This window comes from Bdellovibrio sp. ZAP7 (assembly GCF_006874645.1).
Taxonomy (GTDB): domain Bacteria; phylum Bdellovibrionota; class Bdellovibrionia; order Bdellovibrionales; family Bdellovibrionaceae; genus Bdellovibrio.
In genome coordinates this window covers 2,451,849-2,467,664 of the sequence record NZ_CP030082.1, presented here as the reverse complement: position 1 = coordinate 2,467,664, position 15,816 = coordinate 2,451,849, and the positions used below count along the sequence as shown (strand labels likewise).

General features: G+C 46.2%; 18 protein-coding genes. 5 read left to right on the top strand and 13 right to left on the bottom strand.

Going from position 1 to position 15,816, the window contains the following annotated elements; translation table 11 throughout:
• Positions 1–62 precede the first annotated feature (62 nt).
• From DOM22_RS11955 to DOM22_RS11925, 7 genes are all read right to left on the bottom strand, one after another.
• On the bottom strand, positions 63–1,106 hold the full coding sequence (locus DOM22_RS11955; RefSeq protein WP_142700600.1) for a hypothetical protein: 1,044 nt from the start codon (positions 1,104–1,106) through the stop codon (positions 63–65).
• A gap of 2 nt (positions 1,107–1,108) precedes the next feature.
• Entirely contained in the window at positions 1,109–1,870 is a 762-nt protein-coding gene (locus DOM22_RS11950) for a TIGR02147 family protein (protein ID WP_142700599.1), read from the bottom strand.
• Positions 1,871–2,226: 356 nt separating this feature from the next.
• Positions 2,227–2,445 carry a hypothetical protein gene (locus DOM22_RS11945; protein ID WP_142700598.1) on the bottom strand — a complete coding sequence of 73 codons (219 nt, stop codon included), beginning with the start codon at positions 2,443–2,445 and terminating at the stop codon, positions 2,227–2,229.
• Between the two features lie 242 nt (positions 2,446–2,687).
• Positions 2,688–3,110: a hypothetical protein gene (locus DOM22_RS11940; RefSeq protein WP_142700597.1), complete on the bottom strand. Its 423-nt coding sequence runs from the start codon at positions 3,108–3,110 to the stop codon at positions 2,688–2,690.
• 145 nt (positions 3,111–3,255) lie between these two features.
• The gene (locus tag DOM22_RS11935) at positions 3,256–3,897 is read right to left on the bottom strand and encodes a phosphatase PAP2 family protein (RefSeq protein WP_142700596.1); all 642 of its coding nucleotides are present in this window, start codon (positions 3,895–3,897) and stop codon (positions 3,256–3,258) included.
• Between the two features lie 90 nt (positions 3,898–3,987).
• A complete protein-coding gene (locus DOM22_RS11930; RefSeq protein ID WP_142700595.1) occupies positions 3,988–4,521 on the bottom strand; it encodes a hypothetical protein in 534 nt (177 codons plus the stop codon).
• A gap of 35 nt (positions 4,522–4,556) precedes the next feature.
• Entirely contained in the window at positions 4,557–5,306 is a 750-nt protein-coding gene (locus DOM22_RS11925) for an SDR family NAD(P)-dependent oxidoreductase (protein ID WP_142700594.1), read from the bottom strand.
• Between the two features lie 226 nt (positions 5,307–5,532).
• Between DOM22_RS11925 and DOM22_RS19935 the strand changes: the two genes are divergently transcribed.
• Both DOM22_RS19935 and DOM22_RS11920 read left to right on the top strand, forming a co-directional pair.
• Positions 5,533–5,697, top strand: a complete 165-nt coding sequence (locus DOM22_RS19935; RefSeq protein ID WP_168196640.1) for a hypothetical protein — start codon at positions 5,533–5,535, stop codon at positions 5,695–5,697.
• An 8-nt stretch (positions 5,698–5,705) separates the two neighbouring features.
• The gene (locus tag DOM22_RS11920) at positions 5,706–6,068 is read left to right on the top strand and encodes a hypothetical protein (RefSeq protein ID WP_210415620.1); all 363 of its coding nucleotides are present in this window, start codon (positions 5,706–5,708) and stop codon (positions 6,066–6,068) included.
• A gap of 251 nt (positions 6,069–6,319) precedes the next feature.
• Here the strand turns inward: DOM22_RS11920 and DOM22_RS11915 are convergent, their stop codons facing one another.
• Positions 6,320–6,760: an OsmC family protein gene (locus DOM22_RS11915; RefSeq protein WP_142700592.1), complete on the bottom strand. Its 441-nt coding sequence runs from the start codon at positions 6,758–6,760 to the stop codon at positions 6,320–6,322.
• A gap of 22 nt (positions 6,761–6,782) precedes the next feature.
• Positions 6,783–7,619 carry a trypsin-like serine protease gene (locus DOM22_RS11910; protein ID WP_142700591.1) on the bottom strand — a complete coding sequence of 279 codons (837 nt, stop codon included), beginning with the start codon at positions 7,617–7,619 and terminating at the stop codon, positions 6,783–6,785.
• A 188-nt stretch (positions 7,620–7,807) separates the two neighbouring features.
• Between DOM22_RS11910 and DOM22_RS11905 the strand changes: the two genes are divergently transcribed.
• Together DOM22_RS11905 and DOM22_RS11900 are read left to right on the top strand one after the other, a co-directional pair.
• Entirely contained in the window at positions 7,808–9,382 is a 1,575-nt protein-coding gene (locus DOM22_RS11905) for an aldehyde dehydrogenase family protein (RefSeq protein ID WP_142700590.1), read from the top strand.
• A gap of 60 nt (positions 9,383–9,442) precedes the next feature.
• Positions 9,443–10,549: a calcium:proton antiporter gene (locus DOM22_RS11900; RefSeq protein ID WP_142700589.1), complete on the top strand. Its 1,107-nt coding sequence runs from the start codon at positions 9,443–9,445 to the stop codon at positions 10,547–10,549.
• Between the two features lie 643 nt (positions 10,550–11,192).
• Here the strand turns inward: DOM22_RS11900 and DOM22_RS11890 are convergent.
• The 3 genes from DOM22_RS11890 to DOM22_RS11880 form a co-directional block, all read right to left on the bottom strand.
• Positions 11,193–12,449 (bottom strand): glutamate-5-semialdehyde dehydrogenase, encoded by a 1,257-nt coding sequence (locus tag DOM22_RS11890; RefSeq protein ID WP_142700587.1) that lies wholly within the window; start codon positions 12,447–12,449, stop codon positions 11,193–11,195.
• Positions 12,433–13,218, bottom strand: coding sequence for a glutamate 5-kinase (gene proB, locus DOM22_RS11885; RefSeq protein ID WP_142700586.1), 786 nt, complete (start codon positions 13,216–13,218; stop codon positions 12,433–12,435). The genes DOM22_RS11890 and proB overlap by 17 nt, the downstream gene beginning before the upstream one ends.
• A gap of 114 nt (positions 13,219–13,332) precedes the next feature.
• Positions 13,333–13,935, bottom strand: a complete 603-nt coding sequence (locus DOM22_RS11880; protein ID WP_142700585.1) for a pyroglutamyl-peptidase I — start codon at positions 13,933–13,935, stop codon at positions 13,333–13,335.
• A gap of 232 nt (positions 13,936–14,167) precedes the next feature.
• Here DOM22_RS11880 and DOM22_RS11875 point away from each other — a divergent pair, with 232 nt between their 5' ends.
• A complete protein-coding gene (locus DOM22_RS11875) occupies positions 14,168–14,956 on the top strand; it encodes a hypothetical protein (protein ID WP_142700584.1) in 789 nt (262 codons plus the stop codon).
• Between the two features lie 6 nt (positions 14,957–14,962).
• On the opposite strand, the gene DOM22_RS11870 is transcribed toward DOM22_RS11875, so the two are convergent.
• The gene (locus DOM22_RS11870) at positions 14,963–15,760 is read right to left on the bottom strand and encodes a DUF4476 domain-containing protein (protein ID WP_142700583.1); all 798 of its coding nucleotides are present in this window, start codon (positions 15,758–15,760) and stop codon (positions 14,963–14,965) included.
• Positions 15,761–15,816: the final 56 nt, after the last annotated feature.

The following is a 15,816-nucleotide window of genomic DNA, read 5'->3' as shown; positions in this document are numbered from 1 at the left end:
TAAGGACTTCGGTCCTTAAGGTGTCCGGTTCTATCTCAAAATGAGACAAGGGGAAAGTTCTCTTAGTTCTTAGGCAGGCTTACGCAAATGATATGAACGTCGTTATAGCCAACCATGGTGACAGCTTCGCAGGAGTATTTAGGGTTGGTGCTAAATAGGTTGGGGGACAGTCTTTTCGCCCAACCATTCGGTGTTAGCGGCGCTGTATAGGTATTACCATCATTGAGGCGGATGCTTAAGTTCGGAGCGGCTTTAATCGGGTTGATTATAGGATCAACGTACATGAAAGCAAACCCTAAGTAATTGGAAACGACTTCCAGGGCAGCATTTTCCGTCGAGGCCCCTTTAGTCAAACCTGTCAAACGAATCGGGATGCTCCACAACGGTTGAATCTGACCTTCATCGGATATCATTTTAATATAAAAATTATAGCTAGGTGGGTACCGGAGTGCGATGTCGTTTTTTAAATACGAAAGGTGCCAGCTGATTTCCTCGTCCGGTAAAGTTGAGAAAGCCAAACCCACAATGCGACGGCTGTTTAAGGAATCAGTGTCACCCAAGCTGCGGCGATAGGCATAGATGGCTTCGTGCAGAACCATTGCGGCCTTGGATCTTTCCGATAAATGATTAAAAAGACTTTTTTGAACAAAAATGAAACCATTGTTGTCGAAATTTACGATTTGCTCGTAACGAATTCGTCCCTTGGGGCAAGCCGATGCCTTTGGTACTGCAAAATAAAGTGCATCGTTGATGATGTTTAAATCATGATCGACATAAGTGACGTGTTGTCCCGGTCTTAGATCATTGACCTCTTTCAAAAATGGCGCAAGTCCGGCAAGAGGATTGTTTGGCAACGCGCTTAAACGCTGGGCCACTTTTTTAACAATGCTGCGATAGTTGCCACTGAAGTTTTTAATCTTAAGGCCGTATTGCGATGAGGCTTCATGCAAATCGATTTGGGCAACCCATGAAACTTCGGTATTAGAAAAACTTCCGACGTAACTGCGACATATCCAGGCGCCGCCGCCGTTACCAACACGGTTCCAGGCAAAAGAAGTTGAACTTACTAAAAGGAATAAGACTGAAATTAAAAAGCGGTGTTTCATTTTTATTCCTTGGTTTCCGAGACGGGGAAGAATTGCACAGAGAGCGTGTAGACTGATTTCTTTTTGCCGACTTCGAGTTCTTCGCAAAGCTGGTTCTGAAAATCGCGAATCATCTTTTTGGCTTTACCAATCTTCGCGGGATTGATGGCCAATGTGATCGCGCCGTATTCACGCTCCTCGACAGGAACTGTATCAAGTTTTGTTTTTGCCAGATCGATCACACTGCGGTGGTAGGCCTTGATGGCACCTGATGGAATATCATCCGTCGTCGTTAAGGGATTTCCAGTCTGTTTAAAGCTGCCGTCTGATTTAATAGAAATTAGATCCAGACGTTGCAGACGGTTGAGAGCATCGCGGGCTTGCAGCTCGCTGATTCCCAGGCGTTCTGAAACCCAAGCCGGTGTGGCTTTATTGAGAGAAATATCTCCCAGGCTCAAGATTGCGAAGTGATACCAATCGGCCAGAAAAGTAAATTTGTCGTCGGCGATAAGCTGCGTCTGGCGTTCCTGAGCTGTGGGTGTTTCTAGTATATGAGGAAAGGCCGAAGATAAAAATAAAGATTTGTCTGCCGGAGATAGTTCAAGTTTGTTTAAAAGCTTGTGAGCCTGCTGCGGCGTCAGATTTCTTTTTCCGATAATCAATGAAGAAAGATGGCTGGCACTCAAATCCAATTGTTTCGCGAAAGCCCGCAAAGAAAACCGCGGATTGCTTTGCTTGCGTGTGAGCAGTTCTGAAGAAAGAATGTCGCGATAAGTGTGGTTCATGGTGCGACTTCTAGCGTGGGGAGCAGGAGCGGGTCAAGAGGTGTGATTACGACTGTAATCAAAACGAGGACACATTAAGTGAGCGATTTTCAGTTAAATAATCTCTTCACTGAGCTTGTGAAAGGAGTGATTTTTTAAGTCACTCCTTTACTTTGATTTTAAAGCCTTCTAAAGCATCGGCGAGTCTAAAAGGTACTTGGCTTTGAACAGTTCTTTTTCAATCTCCGCTTTTTTCATCCCGGCGTCCTTGAACTGTTTATCTAAAAAGTAAATTTCAAATTCCTGACTTTTCACTGATTTTATCTGGTCGCAGTATTTTTGTGACAAGATTTCCGGAGTGACAGCGACGATGGGATCTAGTCCTTCGCGTTCGGCGGCATCTTGCAATTCAAATTCATCAGCCAGTCGTTGATGTATCCGTAAGCATAGCGCGGTTTGATTTTATCCATGCTCGCGATGAATTTTTCGGAACGGTACTTACAACTGCTGCTGAGGGATTCCAGAATCGAGGCGGTTTTTGCGTTGGCGTGAAAGCTGTAAATTAAAAGATTCAAAATAATAAATGCCTTTTTCATAGCCTGTTTTCGCAATCCAAGATTCGGGAAAATTCCGCGAGTCTTGTTGCGATCCTTTCACAAGTTATCAAAGCAAATTCTGGCCCGGCGAGAGTCTGTTCATTTTTAGCTGAAGTAGATGAAAAGTACGAAAGTGACAGCATGGGCTTTATGCTGTCAAATTCTTATGACTTCGTTTTTTGACGGTGTAGTTGTTCCGTGTGAATCGTTCCGTGAGACAGACACTCTCTGACGGATAGAGATTATGGCTGTTTGCCTTTTTTAGAAGCGGGCAGGCGCTCCGCGATGCCTTCCAATTTCTTACGTTGCTCGGGAGTCCATGTTTTCAAAAAGCCCTCTGGATCTTTTTGCGCTTCCTGCATGACTTTCATTAGCTGCTCTTGAGACATGCCCTTCATGTTGCCCAAAACATCTGCTGCAAGGTCGTACATTTCGTTTTCGTTGGCTGAGCTGCCTGACATGCTTTTAACTTTTTCAGCGACTTGAGCGGCCTCAGGGGACTCTTTGGTCATACCTTGGCGAGTTTGCGAGCTACGCAGGTCTTTTTGGGTTTTTTCAATCGCACCTGCCATGTCGCTGGCGTCATCAGCAAGGGCATAGGCACCACAGAAAAGAGAGGCGATAAAAAGAATAATGGCGGTGGATTTACCAATAAGTTTCAACATTCCGGCACCTTTCAAAGTACTTACGGAATAAATCGGCACTTTTGGCTGGAAACAGTAGTATTTGATGAAAGTCTCATGATGAGACTTTCAAGTCGCATTTGTTTAGTTTTGGATTTCGATCTATTTAGTGTCGCAGACTATAGAGCTAATTATGAGGCAGGAGCTTTGTATATGAAGGATCAGCTAACAGGGCCTTGCAAATTTGCTCACCCAGGATTTTACCCGCCGTAACATCCGAAGGATAGTGAACTCCCACCACTGTACGTAGAGTTCCCAGACGATCTCCGTAAGTCAAAATCTGCTGAGCACGATCTGGAAAGATCGCAGCCATAATGCAGGCGTCAGTCATGCTGACGGCGGCGTGCATGCTTGGGTAAGATTTTGAACCACCTGGAGGAGGAATGCAGGGACGAAGGCGAGAGTAATCGCTGTAAGGACGGGGGCGGTGATAGTGGTCTTTAAAGGATTCAGAAATTTTTGAAGCCAGGGAGGAGGCTTGCATCAGAGGTCTTTGGATTTTTGCGTATTCTTCGGCAGTGAAAAGGCCTGATTTTTTATAGAAAGCATCGAATGTGGGGCTTTGCTGTTTTTCGGCCATGGCGCACTCAGCTTCGGTGCGGCGGTTTTGCAGATCAAACATGACGTCGACTTCTGCTTTTTCAACCGAGGATTCTGAGATCGGTGGATCCTGCATGGTAAAATCCCGCGCCGAAATCTGTGTCCAGTCGGCTTGGGACGTTAAAGGAAGAATCAGGATCAAAGAAGCTGTCAGAGTCAGTCTTTTCATAGAACTTTTGTAGTCCCGGTATTTCCGTGACTCAATAAAATTCACAATTCTTGACGAAACCCTGATGTTATTACAGGACGCGCGGTGTTGTTATTCTAAAAAGGCCGTCTCCGGAGAGAGAACTTCCTCGCCTTCGCTGGTGGAGGCCTTTAGGTATTCATCGCTGTCGCGGTTGATCCCTAAGCTTACGACGGCGACGCGATAGAATTTTCCCAGCTGGTCTTGCAATATCAGGTAATCAATGGGGCCTTTGCCGGAATCGATGGTCGTAATCCCATGTTTAGTGACCGAGATATAGCGGACAATAGAAAACTCTAAATTGGATTTCTCGTCGATCAGGGTTTTGTCGCCTTTGTCGTGATGAGCATATTGGACTTCTTGAATGCGGTTGGTGAACTGATTCATCAAAGGCAGGCAGGCATATTCTTCGGTGGGACCCGAGATGACAGCGGCTTGTCGGAATAAATGGATCTTGGCATCTTTAAAGCGGGGCGCCACGGTTTTTTCTTCTTCGGTGTAAATGCAAGATCGAACCAGGGACCCGTAATAGCTATAACGAGCTGCGATTGCGACAATGACAATTCCCACGACAGCCAAAACGATTTTCTGAAGATTTTTGTTCATAAGAAAATCCTAAGGCGTCGCGGGATAAAATTCTACTATTTCTTAAACACCAGAAACCCGTCATCCACGGGAACAGTTGTTCCATTGATCGCTTGGGCAGCGTCAGAGAACAAAAAGGCCACTACACTTGCCACTTTTTCGGGTTCAATCAAACGCCCATGCATATGTTGTTTCGCCAAAGTATCCTTCATGGCTTTATCATCACCCAGAATTGATGTGTTGATAAAGCCCGGCGCCACTCCGACCACGCGAATGCCATACGGAGCCAGTTCTAATGCGGCGGTTTTGCTCATCATCACGACGGCGGCTTTCGCGGCGTTGTAATTGAAACTTCCTTCAGAAGCCATGGTCCCATATATAGAAGCGGTGTTAACGAATGTACCCTTGGCTTTAAGTTCCACCATTTTCTTAGCCGCGTACCACATTCCATAATAAACGCTGTGTTGATCGACCTCGATAACTTTCATGTAAGAGGCGGGTTCCATTTCCAGAAACGGTTTCACCAGACCTATACCGGCATTATTAAAGATCCCGTTTAAGGTCCCAAATTTTTCGACAGCAAAGTCGACCAGAGCTTTGACTTGTTCCGCTTTGGAAACATCGACTTTGAATGAAAAGGCGGGGACGCCGATTTCGCGCAATTCTTCGGCGGTCTTTTCCGCCCCTTGATCGTTGTAGTCAGCAGAAATTATTTTTGCGCCTTTTTTAGCAAGAGCGACGGCGGACTCTCTTCCGATTCCACTGGCGGCACCCGTAACGATGATAACCTGATCTTTTAATTCCATGAAAAACTCCTTGCAGAGGGATATTCTAGGAATCTCCACAAAGACTCACAATCAATGAGCACTTTCACTGTGAATTATCAGTGCTGTAGTTCGTGTCGAAGATATTGACGATTTTCCTCTGAGCCGTGAAGGAATTATGCGCTAACTTTTCGACACTCGTGAATATAGCGTCCCGTTGTGAGAACGCGGTTCGCGGTCCCTCTGGGGAGCTTGTATACTAAGAAGCATGAACACACTTAAAATTTTTGGATTAGGCGTTCTGGTTATTATGGTGCTTTGTGGCGCAGTGGCTTTGGTCAATGGTTCCGCAGAGTATCGTGCGCAGCAGGATGCGAAAACGATCACAATCCATGTCAGCTCCACTTCCAATTCAATCGTCTCAGGCGAATAGTCCGAGTTTTGACAAGACTTGCAAACGCTGTTAGCGTGAAGCTTGTGAAGTATTCAGGTTTTCTATTTCTTTTCGCATTTTTGTTTTTTGCGAGCTTTCCACAACTGGAAGTCGCAGCGGGCAGTGGTGCGTCTGTTTCTTCAGTGCAACGTCTGGTTGCGAGTCCCACGCTAGCCTTTGAACTTTCAAGTAATCTTCGTTTCTTTAAAAACACAGATCGTCTGCCGACGTTCTTTGCTGTCGTCACGGAATTTGTACTTTTAAATCCCGAGGTCGAATACGGCCATCGCGATCCTGTTTCCTATCGTTATCAAAGTCTTGTTGAATTTAATTGGTCTCAGTCCCGAGCCCCGCCAGTTTCCATCATCTAATCCCACAGTTTAATTTTAGTTTTTACGAACTTAACACCTTTGCTTTGAAAGCGAAGGGAATGGATTTATTTGTATGGAAAACAAGTCATCACACACTAGCGTGCCTCCCGATGTAAAACACAATTCTCGTGGAATTATTATTCTGGGAGTTTTGGTTGTTCTTTTGGTGATCTTTAAATTATTTGTGTACCCGCATTTCGAATAGCGGTTGCACTCGAAAGGCCCCGGATTGTCCCCCGGGGCTTTTTTATTTACGCGAATTGCGCTTGATCAGTGGCAACGGTTTCTCCGTTGACTTGAACAGTATAGAAAATGGGAACCGCTTTTGAAAGCATCGCTGCGGTTCCGCTGTATTGATGAGTCGAGCGTTTGGCTGCCTCGACAACTTGCGCGGCGTCGATGCCAGCGCCTTTTACTGAGTAGGTCAAATCAATGCGCGTGAAGATTTTTGGATGCTTGTCGGTTAGTCCCGCACGGGCTTCCAGATCGAAGCTTTCATATTGCACTTGAAACTTGGCCATCAGATCAACAACGTCTGTTCCTGTGCATCCACATAAAGCGGCAAGTACTAATTCTTTCGGGCTTGGGCCTGCGGACTTGCCATCAGCGAAGGCAACGTCGATATCTCCCTGCATTCCGCGAACTTCAAATTTAAAATGATGACCATCAATTCTGTGGACTTTTGCTCTCATGAAAGCTCCTTGGGTAAGAAGCTTATTGAAGTTTCGCAGCGTTGTCTAATATCCATTTTTTCGTGGCAAAAACGTCGACGAGCAAACTGCGACCATGACAGGTGTCCGTGTCATTGGGGTCTTTGTTGTAACCAGCCAAGGTTCCTTCATTAATACCCACTAGGTAGTACTTACCGTTCGAGACCGTATAAGCTGGGCCACCGGAATCTCCATAGCAGATTCCCTTAAGATTGGATTGATCCACCACAAAAGATTGCGAATTCTTCTCCATAATGTCGTACATGTACAAGACCTTTTGTTTGACGGTACGAAGGATTCCCCATCCCTTTTCGTCGGTCGGACTGTTTGCGATGCTTTTGCTTTGCCCAAAGCCAATATGAATAATGTCCAAACCTGGTTTAGCGCGAATGGTTTCGGTCGGCATATTGATGGGTTCATATCCCGGTGCCAGATCCCCACGGACTTTGATTAACGCAAGATCAGCATCCTTGCCCGTGTCAGGGTTTTTTTCATATGAAATGAATGTCGTCGAATTCAGATAGTAATAGTCTTTAGAATGCATATCATTCGTGAACATCACATAGACCAATTTAGCATTGGTCAGACAATGTCTAGCAGTTAAGATTAGATCTTTTCGAATTATAACGGCAGAGCAGGTGGTTTGGGATTCATCTTTGCGCAATATCAAAAGCCCCACGGCATGTTTTATCAAGGAGCTATTTTTAGCAATCGGCTCGCCACCAACAATTCCGGTTTCGTTAGTTAGCTCAACTTGAGCACCCGGGTTGGTTCCCTGGCAGCCGGCGATCAGGGTCAGGGCAAGAAGAGACAATGCGACTTGCGTTAGATTCTTGTTCATATGTTTTTCCTTAAGCCGGGAGTTTAACGGAACAACAGGGCTCCCGCCAGAGGGGCTGAAAACTCCTCAGGATTGTAAACAGTTTAAACATTATGTCTGGTGGCAAGGGTATGACATAGCTGCTAAAGGCCTTGCGCGACGACCAGAGGAGAGTAACCTAACTTATCACCTCTGAAAGGACCACCGTGATGAACTATCAGCTCCCAGAATTTCCGGGTATTCCTCAGTTAAATGGCCGTATTTTAATTAACGGCGAAATCCGCGATAAAGGCTATGAAGCTCAGCCGGTTTTTTCGACCTGTACAGAAGACGGTCAGCCAAAACAAATCGGAACGACTCCGCACGTAAGCGCGAATATATTGGGTGAAGCTGTCGACGGAGCTGCGAAAGCTTGGGCAAAGGGGTTGGGCGATTGGCCAACATCGCGCATGGAAGATCGTATGAATGCGGTCGTGGCTTTCAGAAATGGCATGCTTGAGCAGCGTGAAATCATTTGTCGCCTGCTTATGTGGGAGATCGGAAAAAACTGGGCAGACTCCCAAGCTGAGTTTGATCGTACGATTCAGTACATCGATGATACGGTGAATGAAGTAAAAAACATGGACCGCGAAGCCAGTCGTTTTCAATTCTCGGGTGGAGTGATGGCGCAGATTCGCCGGGCTCCATTGGGAGTGACCCTGTGTATGGGGCCTTTCAATTATCCTTTAAACGAAACGTTCACGACGCTGATTCCGGCACTGATAATGGGCAATACTGTGGTGGTGAAGCTTGCTCGTTACGGACAGCTTTTGTGGGAGCCGTTGCTTGAGCCTTTCCGTACGGCTTTCCCTAAAGGCGTGGTGAATATCATCAATGGTTTGGGACGTGAGATCGTAAATCCCGTTGTGAAAGATGGCAAGATTGATGTCTTGGCATTCATCGGCACCAGTCGCGTGGCAAATCAAATCAAGGTGGCGCATCCTCAGCCGTTCCGTTTCCGCAGTATTCTTAGTCTGGAAGCTAAAAATCCCGCGATTATTTTAGAGGACGCGGATTTGGACAACGCAGTGAGCGAATGCGTGCGGGGAGCTTTGTCCTTCAATGGTCAGCGCTGTACGGCTTTAAAAATGATTTTCGTGCATAAAAAGATCTCTGCGGAATTCACTAAAAAACTGGTTCAGAAAGTGAATAGTCTGGTTGCTGGTATGCCGTGGGATAAGGGAGTTGCGATCACTCCATTGCCAGATCCAGAAAAGCCAAAGTATTTGCAAGGTCTGATCGACGATGCCATTTCCAAAGGTGCGGTGCTGGCAAATCCAGAGCAGGGTGGAAAGCTTAAAGGAAATATTTTCTTCCCGGCGATTCTGGGGAATGTGCCGTTGAATTCCCGCGCTGCTGTTGAAGAGCAGTTCGGTCCGGTGATTCCACTGGCTGAATATGAAAGTTTTCAAGAGATCGAAGATTATATTTTGAATTCTCCTTACGGGAATCAGGCGAGTGTGTTTGGTCGCGATGCTGAAAAAATGGGACGAATGATCGATCGCTTAAGTAATCAGGTTTGTCGTATCAACATTAACAGCCAATGCCAGCGTGGTCCGGATGTTTATCCTTTCACCGGGCGTAAGAATTCCGCCGAAGGAACTTTGAGTGTTTACGATGCGCTTCGCTCTTTCAGTATTCGTTGCATGGTTGCAGCGAAACAAGATCAAGCAAGTCGTCAGGTCATTCAGGGAATTTTGCATCAAGACAGTTCTAAGTTCTTATCAACAAACGTGGTGTTGTAGGAATGACCTTGACATAACCCACTGCTCCCTTGGAAATAAATAAATATAAAAAGGGAGCCTATGTTCAATCTTTCTAATTTACGTTTGTTAACCTCATGGGGTTCGGTCCTTTTATATTTCCTGGTTCTTGCCGGTTGGATGGACACCGTAACATCGCCTGCGGTGTTGATGGTTCTGTTCACGTTGTTCTTTGCTGTGATCATGTGGTCAGCTTTTGGCGTTGTTCATGAGGCCGAAGAACTTGCGGAAATTATGGGGGAGCCCTACGGAACGTTGATCCTGACTTTATCCATCGTCGTGATCGAGGTGGCGTTAGTGGCGGCCGTGATGTTGGGTTCAAATGCCGCTCCCACTATGGGGCGTGATACGATGTTCTCGGTTCTGATGATTGTTATGAATGGTGTCGTCGGTCTTGGGTTGTTCATCGGTGGTCTTAAACATCGTGAGCAGTCTTACAATCTTCAAGGTGCCGCTTCCTATTTGTCGGTGTTGATTCCTTTAACATGTATCGCATTGATCTTGCCGAATTTTACAACTTCGACAGAGTCAGGAACCTTGTCGTTTTGGCAGTCCACGTACTTTTCGATTTTCTCGATCGCTTTGTACGGCGTTTTCTTGATCACACAAACAGGGCGTCACCGGGCTTTTTACGTTCATCAAATCGAAGGTAAGGTTGACGAAGACGTCGATGCTCCGCGACCACCGATTGATATGGCAAAGCTGCGCAATCACGTGATCCTGTTGCTGGCAAACATCCTACCGATCGTTTTGTTATCCAAGGGCTTGGCAAAAATCCTGGATGCAGAAATCAAAGCCTTGAATTTGCCATTGGCTCTGGGCGGGGTGGTTGTAGCTGCGATCGTATTCGCACCAGAAGGCATCAGTGCCCTTCGTGCGGTTGCTCGTAATGACCTGCAACGTACAGTGAATCTGTGTTTAGGGGCTGCCACCTCAACGGTCGGTCTGACAGTTCCCGTGATCCTTGCGATCGCATCGTTCACGGGTCAAAAAGTCGTCCTGGGCTTAGCTCCACGTGAAGTGACGTTGCTGGGGATGACTTTAATCTTAAGCACGTTAACGTTCTCGAACAGGCGCACCACGATGCTCGAAGGAACAGTGCACTTAGTGTTGTTCTTCGTTTTCTTGGTTCTTGTATTCAATCCGTAATATTACTAGTTTCAATAGAAATGATAGTGACAGAAAATTGTTTATAGTTATCATTTCTATATGAGATTAGTTTTCGTGTTTTCAATTTTTATGTCGTCTATTTTGTTTTTTTCGCTCGCTAGGGCAAAGGAACCAGTTTCGATAAAAAGGGTTCAGTGGGAAGATAAGTTTGACCCCAAAAATCCCCCAAAATATCCAAAGCAGTGTGATAGAGCCAAAGACTGCCAATTGATTGTGTATCATTGTTCTAAGATTTTGTCGGTTCCAATTCATAGAAAGATTACGGAAACTGACATAGTATTCTGCGAGCCACCATATAATAGCAGGGGAAACGTTCTAGAGCGTTTAATCAAGACTTATGAAGTTGTGTGCGCTAAAGGACAATGTGATAAAAAGAGAAAGCGCTTCTCCCTTCAGGGCCTTGATTATTATTCCTGTGATTCGGACAAAGAATGTACGTTATTTGTAGACCGTTGCCGGCATATTCAAGCCATTAACACGGACTTTCCGTCCGAGTTTGAAGAATTGCAGAATGAAGAGTTATCTAGCTGCGCTCTTGGAGACGATACGGCTGATAAGTTCGTTTCTAAATGCAATAAAAATAAATGCCAGGCAGAGCGCAAACTCGCGCCCTAGTACTGCTTTATCCGCGTGTTTGTCCGGAGCCATCTACCAGCCAGCGGGCGTTCGTTAGCTCGCGTAAACCCACCGGCCCGCGCACGTGCAGCTTTTGTGTGCTGATCCCAAGTTCTCCGCCTAAGCCGAATTCAAAGCCATCCGTAAAGCGAGTGGAGGCATTCCAGTAAACGGCGGCGGCGTCTATTTCTTGTTGAAACAGGCGAGCCTTGGTTTCAGATTTTGTGATGATTGCCTCTGAGTGCTTACTGCCGTGCTTTTCAATGTGTGCCAAGGCTTCATCGATTCCTGAAACCACACGGCAGTTCATGATCAGGTCCAAGTACTCTGTGTCCCAGTCTTCAGGTTTTGCGGAAGTTACGCGCTCGTGATCTTTCAAAATGAATAGTGAAGCGCTGTCGACATGCCACTGAAGTTTTTTGGAATCAGTTTCCTTATAAAGCATCGGCAAAAATTGAGCTGCGACCTTTTCGTGAACTAAAACTGTTTCCAGGGCATTGCACACGCCCGGACGTTGCGTTTTCGCGTTGGTTACAATCTTAGCCGCCATTGCTAAATCAGCGTCCTCATCAACGAACGTATGACACATGCCTCGGTCGTTCTTAATGATTGGCATCAAAGCCGTGCGTTGAACGAAATCAATCAGCTTGTCACCACCGCGAGGAACCACGATATCAATCATGTCCTTGCGTTTTAAAAGCTGCTCGACCAAGCCACGCTCGTAATCTTCGACTCCATGGAATGGCATGAACTTAAAACCAGCTTCCGTTAAAGCATCGCGCATCAGTTTATAAATCGCAGCCGCTGAGTGTTTAGACTCAGACCCTCCGCGAAGTAAAATGACGTTGCCAGCTTTAAAAGCCAGCGAAAACGCTTCCAAAATAACATTGGGTCGGGATTCAAAGATCATAAAGATCACACCCAGTGGGGCGCGGATCTTTTTAAGTAACAAACCATTTTTCAAAGTCTGCTGGTCAATCATTTCGCCGACAGGGTCGGGAAGGGCCGCCACTTGCTTAAGGCTTTCAATCATTCCATCAATACGCTCGGGAGTTAAAGTCAAACGATCGCGAAAGGCCGCAGCTGTATCCGGAGCCAAAGCGTCCAGGTCTTTTTGGTTAGCAGAGATAATATCTTTTGAAGCCAACGAAAGCTTTTCAGCAATTTTTAAAAGCGCTTTGTTTTTAGTCGAACTCTCCAGTTTGCGCTGTTCGCGCGCTGCTTTTTTTAAATCAGCCAGCATCAAGTCATTTTGCGAGTGCATCGCGACCTCCGAATTGAGTTCCAATACTTGTGCCCTGAGCGATGTGCAGTAAGTTGTTAGGAATATCGCCCTTCACCAAGTGCGTGATGATTTTATTTTTACCCGCAGTTTCTGCCGCTAATAATTTTGAATACATTCCACCCGTGCCGACTTTGGAAATCGATTTGCGATCCGCCAAAGCGAATTCAGCTTTACCCACTTTAGGGCGATAGCGAACCAGTGTTGCATCAGGATTTTTATTCGGATCAGAATCAAACAGGCCTTCCACGTCCGTCATCAAGACCACTCGTTCAGCCTTCATCATTACCGCCACTTTCGCAGCTAGTGAGTCATTGTCGCCGAACTTGATCTCTTCGGTCGCAACCGCATCGTTTTCATTTAAAATAGGGATGACTTTCATTTTGACGAGTTCGGAAAGAGTGTTTTGCAAATTCTTACGGCGAACAGGATCTTTCATGTCTCCAGCCGTTAGCAAAACTTGCGATCCCAAAAGATTTGCAGACTGCAAAGCAAGAACATATTGATCCATCACTAAAGGTTGTCCGATCGCGCTCAAAGCCTGCTTTTGCGGAAGGGTACGTTTAGTGGCTTTGAAATTCGTGCGAGCCACAGCCCAGGCAATAGCTCCGGAAGTCACCCAAATCACATCAATGTTGTACTTCTTTTTTAGCTGCGCCACTTGCAGCATCCAAGCCCTCATAAGCAGAGGACCGCCATCGCAAACCATTTTACTGCCAGCTTTAATAACCCAACGACGATTCTTTGCCATACTTCCACTCCGAGAAAAGGTGCCAGGTCCTGGTTCTTGTCGGCGAGCGGCAAGAAATAGGACCTGGCACCTTTTCAAGTCTAGGAGGGAGGCAGGTTCCTCGCAATTGAAAAGTTAGATTTTTAGTGTTTCAAGAAGGGCGGTCAGGATTTGAACCTGCAGCTTGAATTCCATCACCGGGTGGGAGGAGTCTTTTTGTTGTTCAGGTAACAGAGGGACGTGAACAAACAGAGCGGGGATGTTCTTAAGTTCTTGGTGATTTAAAACTTTATAGTAAAGATTGTTACAGACATACACGCCTGCAGACAGGGTAACCGCGACGGGGAAGTTCGCAAAATTGAGATTTAGTTCGTCACGAATTTGCTCCACCGGCAAAGGCGTCGTCACCGCATCAACATGTCCGGGGAAGATTTTTTGCGCGGGGATCGCAGGGTTTTTCTTGTCGGCGTTTCTGTTTTCCATCCAGTTGTGGGCCATGCGCTCTAAACAGATTTGCGCACGACCACTTGCTTGTCCCAACATCACGATAAAATCAAAGGGCTGCGGCTGGTGTTCGATAAACTTCAAAAGTTCTTGAAAGGCTTCCTTGAAATCCACGGGAAGAATCAGTGAAGTCACGGCTGGCAATGTGGCTGCCAGCTCGACTGCTAGCAGTTCCGAGGGGTTGATTTCTTGATTGCCGAAGGGCTCAAAGCCCGTGACCAGGACGCGTTTCATAGGGGTCAGCTTAGCAGAACCCAACGGACGTTGGAAGCGCTGGAAATCTGACCGGGGATCAAAGTGCGTATAATGCTTATTAAGTTTAATCAATTCGCTTATAGCCTGTCCCTGGGAACGAACAGTTAAGAAACTCTATTTTAGTCTCAGTTTGAAAGCTAATTGGCAGAGTCCTTTACCTGCCAAACGATAATTTGTTAAATTTAAATGCAGACACCAAAAGGGGAATCCATTGAAAAAGTACGTTGTTGTCTTGGCGGCCCTGGCAGCCTTTGGTTGCGCCCACAAACAAGAAGTTAAAACTCCTGAAATCGTTGCCAGTTGTTTTGGTGACGGTGAAAGTCAGGATGTGTGTAAAGCCGAACGTGTAAACGACGAAAGCAAAGTCGTAACCACACGTTGTATTGGCTCGCAGAATCGCAATGCCCTGGCATCTTTGCGTGGCAAATGCGTGGAAAAAATCTGTAGCAAGGGTTCAAACACGGATTGTCAGTTGCGCGGTGAGATCGGCGTGCTTGATCAATATTCGGAACTGATGCGCCATCGTTACTTTGATGACGAAGAGGGCGGGACTCAATCGGCCCAAACTTCGGGGCAAGGTAAAAAGATCTCTAAATCCAAAGGAAAAAAAGGCAAGAAGGCCATGGAAGCTCAGCAAGAGTTGGATGTCGATCCGACGGCTCAACTTCCTAAAATGCCGGCAAAGCCTGAACCGATTGTGCAAAAACCTGCACCGAAACCAGTTTCTCAGGAACCAGCTGAGCCCGCTCCTATTAATGTAACTTTAAAAGCCGACACGGCCAAAGCAGCCCCTGTGGCGGCAGCTCCGGTTCCCTCCAGAAAACCTGCCTCGGTCGCAGGAAGTGCAGAGGGCTTCAAAAAAGTTTGCGTGGCAAAGAATGATGCCAAAGCTCCTTCAGGTCTTCGCGGTAAATGTGCGACTCGCACGTGCGCAGAGGGTAAATGCTCTTATGGTGGTCGCAAAGAAATGTTCGACTACGTTTCTCGTTCCAGTAACTAAAGTCTTCTAAACTCCGAGGCCCACAATCTTGCGGGCTTCGGCGCGATCAAAGTATTCAAACTCTTCCTCTATCATTTTTTCTAACTGATCACGATCCACTATATAGATCTGCACTAAACGCAAGACTTGCAGTTTGGGATTCGTCGTCTGAAATTTGCGCAAGATGGGAACCAGATCTGTTGTATATAAAGGAATGCGTACACCCGTTTCGCTATAGGACGACGAAAAATCCGCTACCTGTGCTAAACGTTCAGAATCCTCGTGGCAATCTTCCAGGCGCTTCATTAAATCTGCCAAAGATACGGGGTAATAGTGGTCCGTGATAATTTTTGAGCCGCTATAAACCTCCACCGGTGCATTTTCGCGAAGGTGAATTTCAATACGAGCATAGCAATAACCGTTTACATCTTTGATGTGGCCGTTTTCGACGGTCAGTTTGCAAGGCTGTGAAGGGTCTGACATTTCAATGGTGTTGTTGCGACGTCCTCGGCGGAAGTTGGAAGACGTTAATGAGTCTTTGCTGATCGTAAATATTTTTACAATCGCGGTGTTTGCAGGAAGTGTCGTGGAGTATTTAACAATGACTTTGTCTGCAGCACTCGGAACGTTAACTAAAATCTTTTCGACGTCTTTGATGTCCACATCATTTTGTGATGATTGCGGATTGAATTCGCTTCCCACATTCTCCCAAAGAATCGTATTGGTTTCATGATCGAAATCACTCGGATGTTGTTGATCCGGACTGCAGCTTGTAAGCAAAAGCGACAAGATGAGGCTGCTGAAAGCGAATTTATTCAGGTTCATAGAACACTCTTTTGTAAAAATGTATTTAGGCTGTCCAAAAAAATTCTATGAACTGC

Bases quoted from the DNA above. Each gene is read 5' to 3' on its own strand.
- DOM22_RS11955 (WP_142700600.1), bottom strand. From the start codon at position 1,106: ATGAAACACCGCTTTTTAATTTCAGTCTTATTCCTTTTAGTAAGTTCA.
- DOM22_RS11950 (WP_142700599.1), bottom strand. From the start codon at position 1,870: ATGAACCACACTTATCGCGACATTCTTTCTTCAGAACTGCTCACACGC.
- DOM22_RS11945 (WP_142700598.1), bottom strand. From the start codon at position 2,445: ATGAAAAAGGCATTTATTATTTTGAATCTTTTAATTTACAGCTTTCAC.
- DOM22_RS11940 (WP_142700597.1), bottom strand. From the start codon at position 3,110: ATGTTGAAACTTATTGGTAAATCCACCGCCATTATTCTTTTTATCGCC.
- DOM22_RS11935 (WP_142700596.1), bottom strand. From the start codon at position 3,897: ATGAAAAGACTGACTCTGACAGCTTCTTTGATCCTGATTCTTCCTTTA.
- DOM22_RS11930 (WP_142700595.1), bottom strand. From the start codon at position 4,521: ATGAACAAAAATCTTCAGAAAATCGTTTTGGCTGTCGTGGGAATTGTC.
- DOM22_RS11925 (WP_142700594.1), bottom strand. From the start codon at position 5,306: ATGGAATTAAAAGATCAGGTTATCATCGTTACGGGTGCCGCCAGTGGA.
- DOM22_RS19935 (WP_168196640.1), top strand. From the start codon at position 5,533: ATGAACACACTTAAAATTTTTGGATTAGGCGTTCTGGTTATTATGGTG.
- DOM22_RS11915 (WP_142700592.1), bottom strand. From the start codon at position 6,760: ATGAGAGCAAAAGTCCACAGAATTGATGGTCATCATTTTAAATTTGAA.
- DOM22_RS11910 (WP_142700591.1), bottom strand. From the start codon at position 7,619: ATGAACAAGAATCTAACGCAAGTCGCATTGTCTCTTCTTGCCCTGACC.
- DOM22_RS11905 (WP_142700590.1), top strand. From the start codon at position 7,808: ATGAACTATCAGCTCCCAGAATTTCCGGGTATTCCTCAGTTAAATGGC.
- DOM22_RS11900 (WP_142700589.1), top strand. From the start codon at position 9,443: ATGTTCAATCTTTCTAATTTACGTTTGTTAACCTCATGGGGTTCGGTC.
- DOM22_RS11890 (WP_142700587.1), bottom strand. From the start codon at position 12,449: ATGCACTCGCAAAATGACTTGATGCTGGCTGATTTAAAAAAAGCAGCG.
- proB (WP_142700586.1), bottom strand. From the start codon at position 13,218: ATGGCAAAGAATCGTCGTTGGGTTATTAAAGCTGGCAGTAAAATGGTT.
- DOM22_RS11880 (WP_142700585.1), bottom strand. From the start codon at position 13,935: ATGAAACGCGTCCTGGTCACGGGCTTTGAGCCCTTCGGCAATCAAGAA.
- DOM22_RS11870 (WP_142700583.1), bottom strand. From the start codon at position 15,760: ATGAACCTGAATAAATTCGCTTTCAGCAGCCTCATCTTGTCGCTTTTG.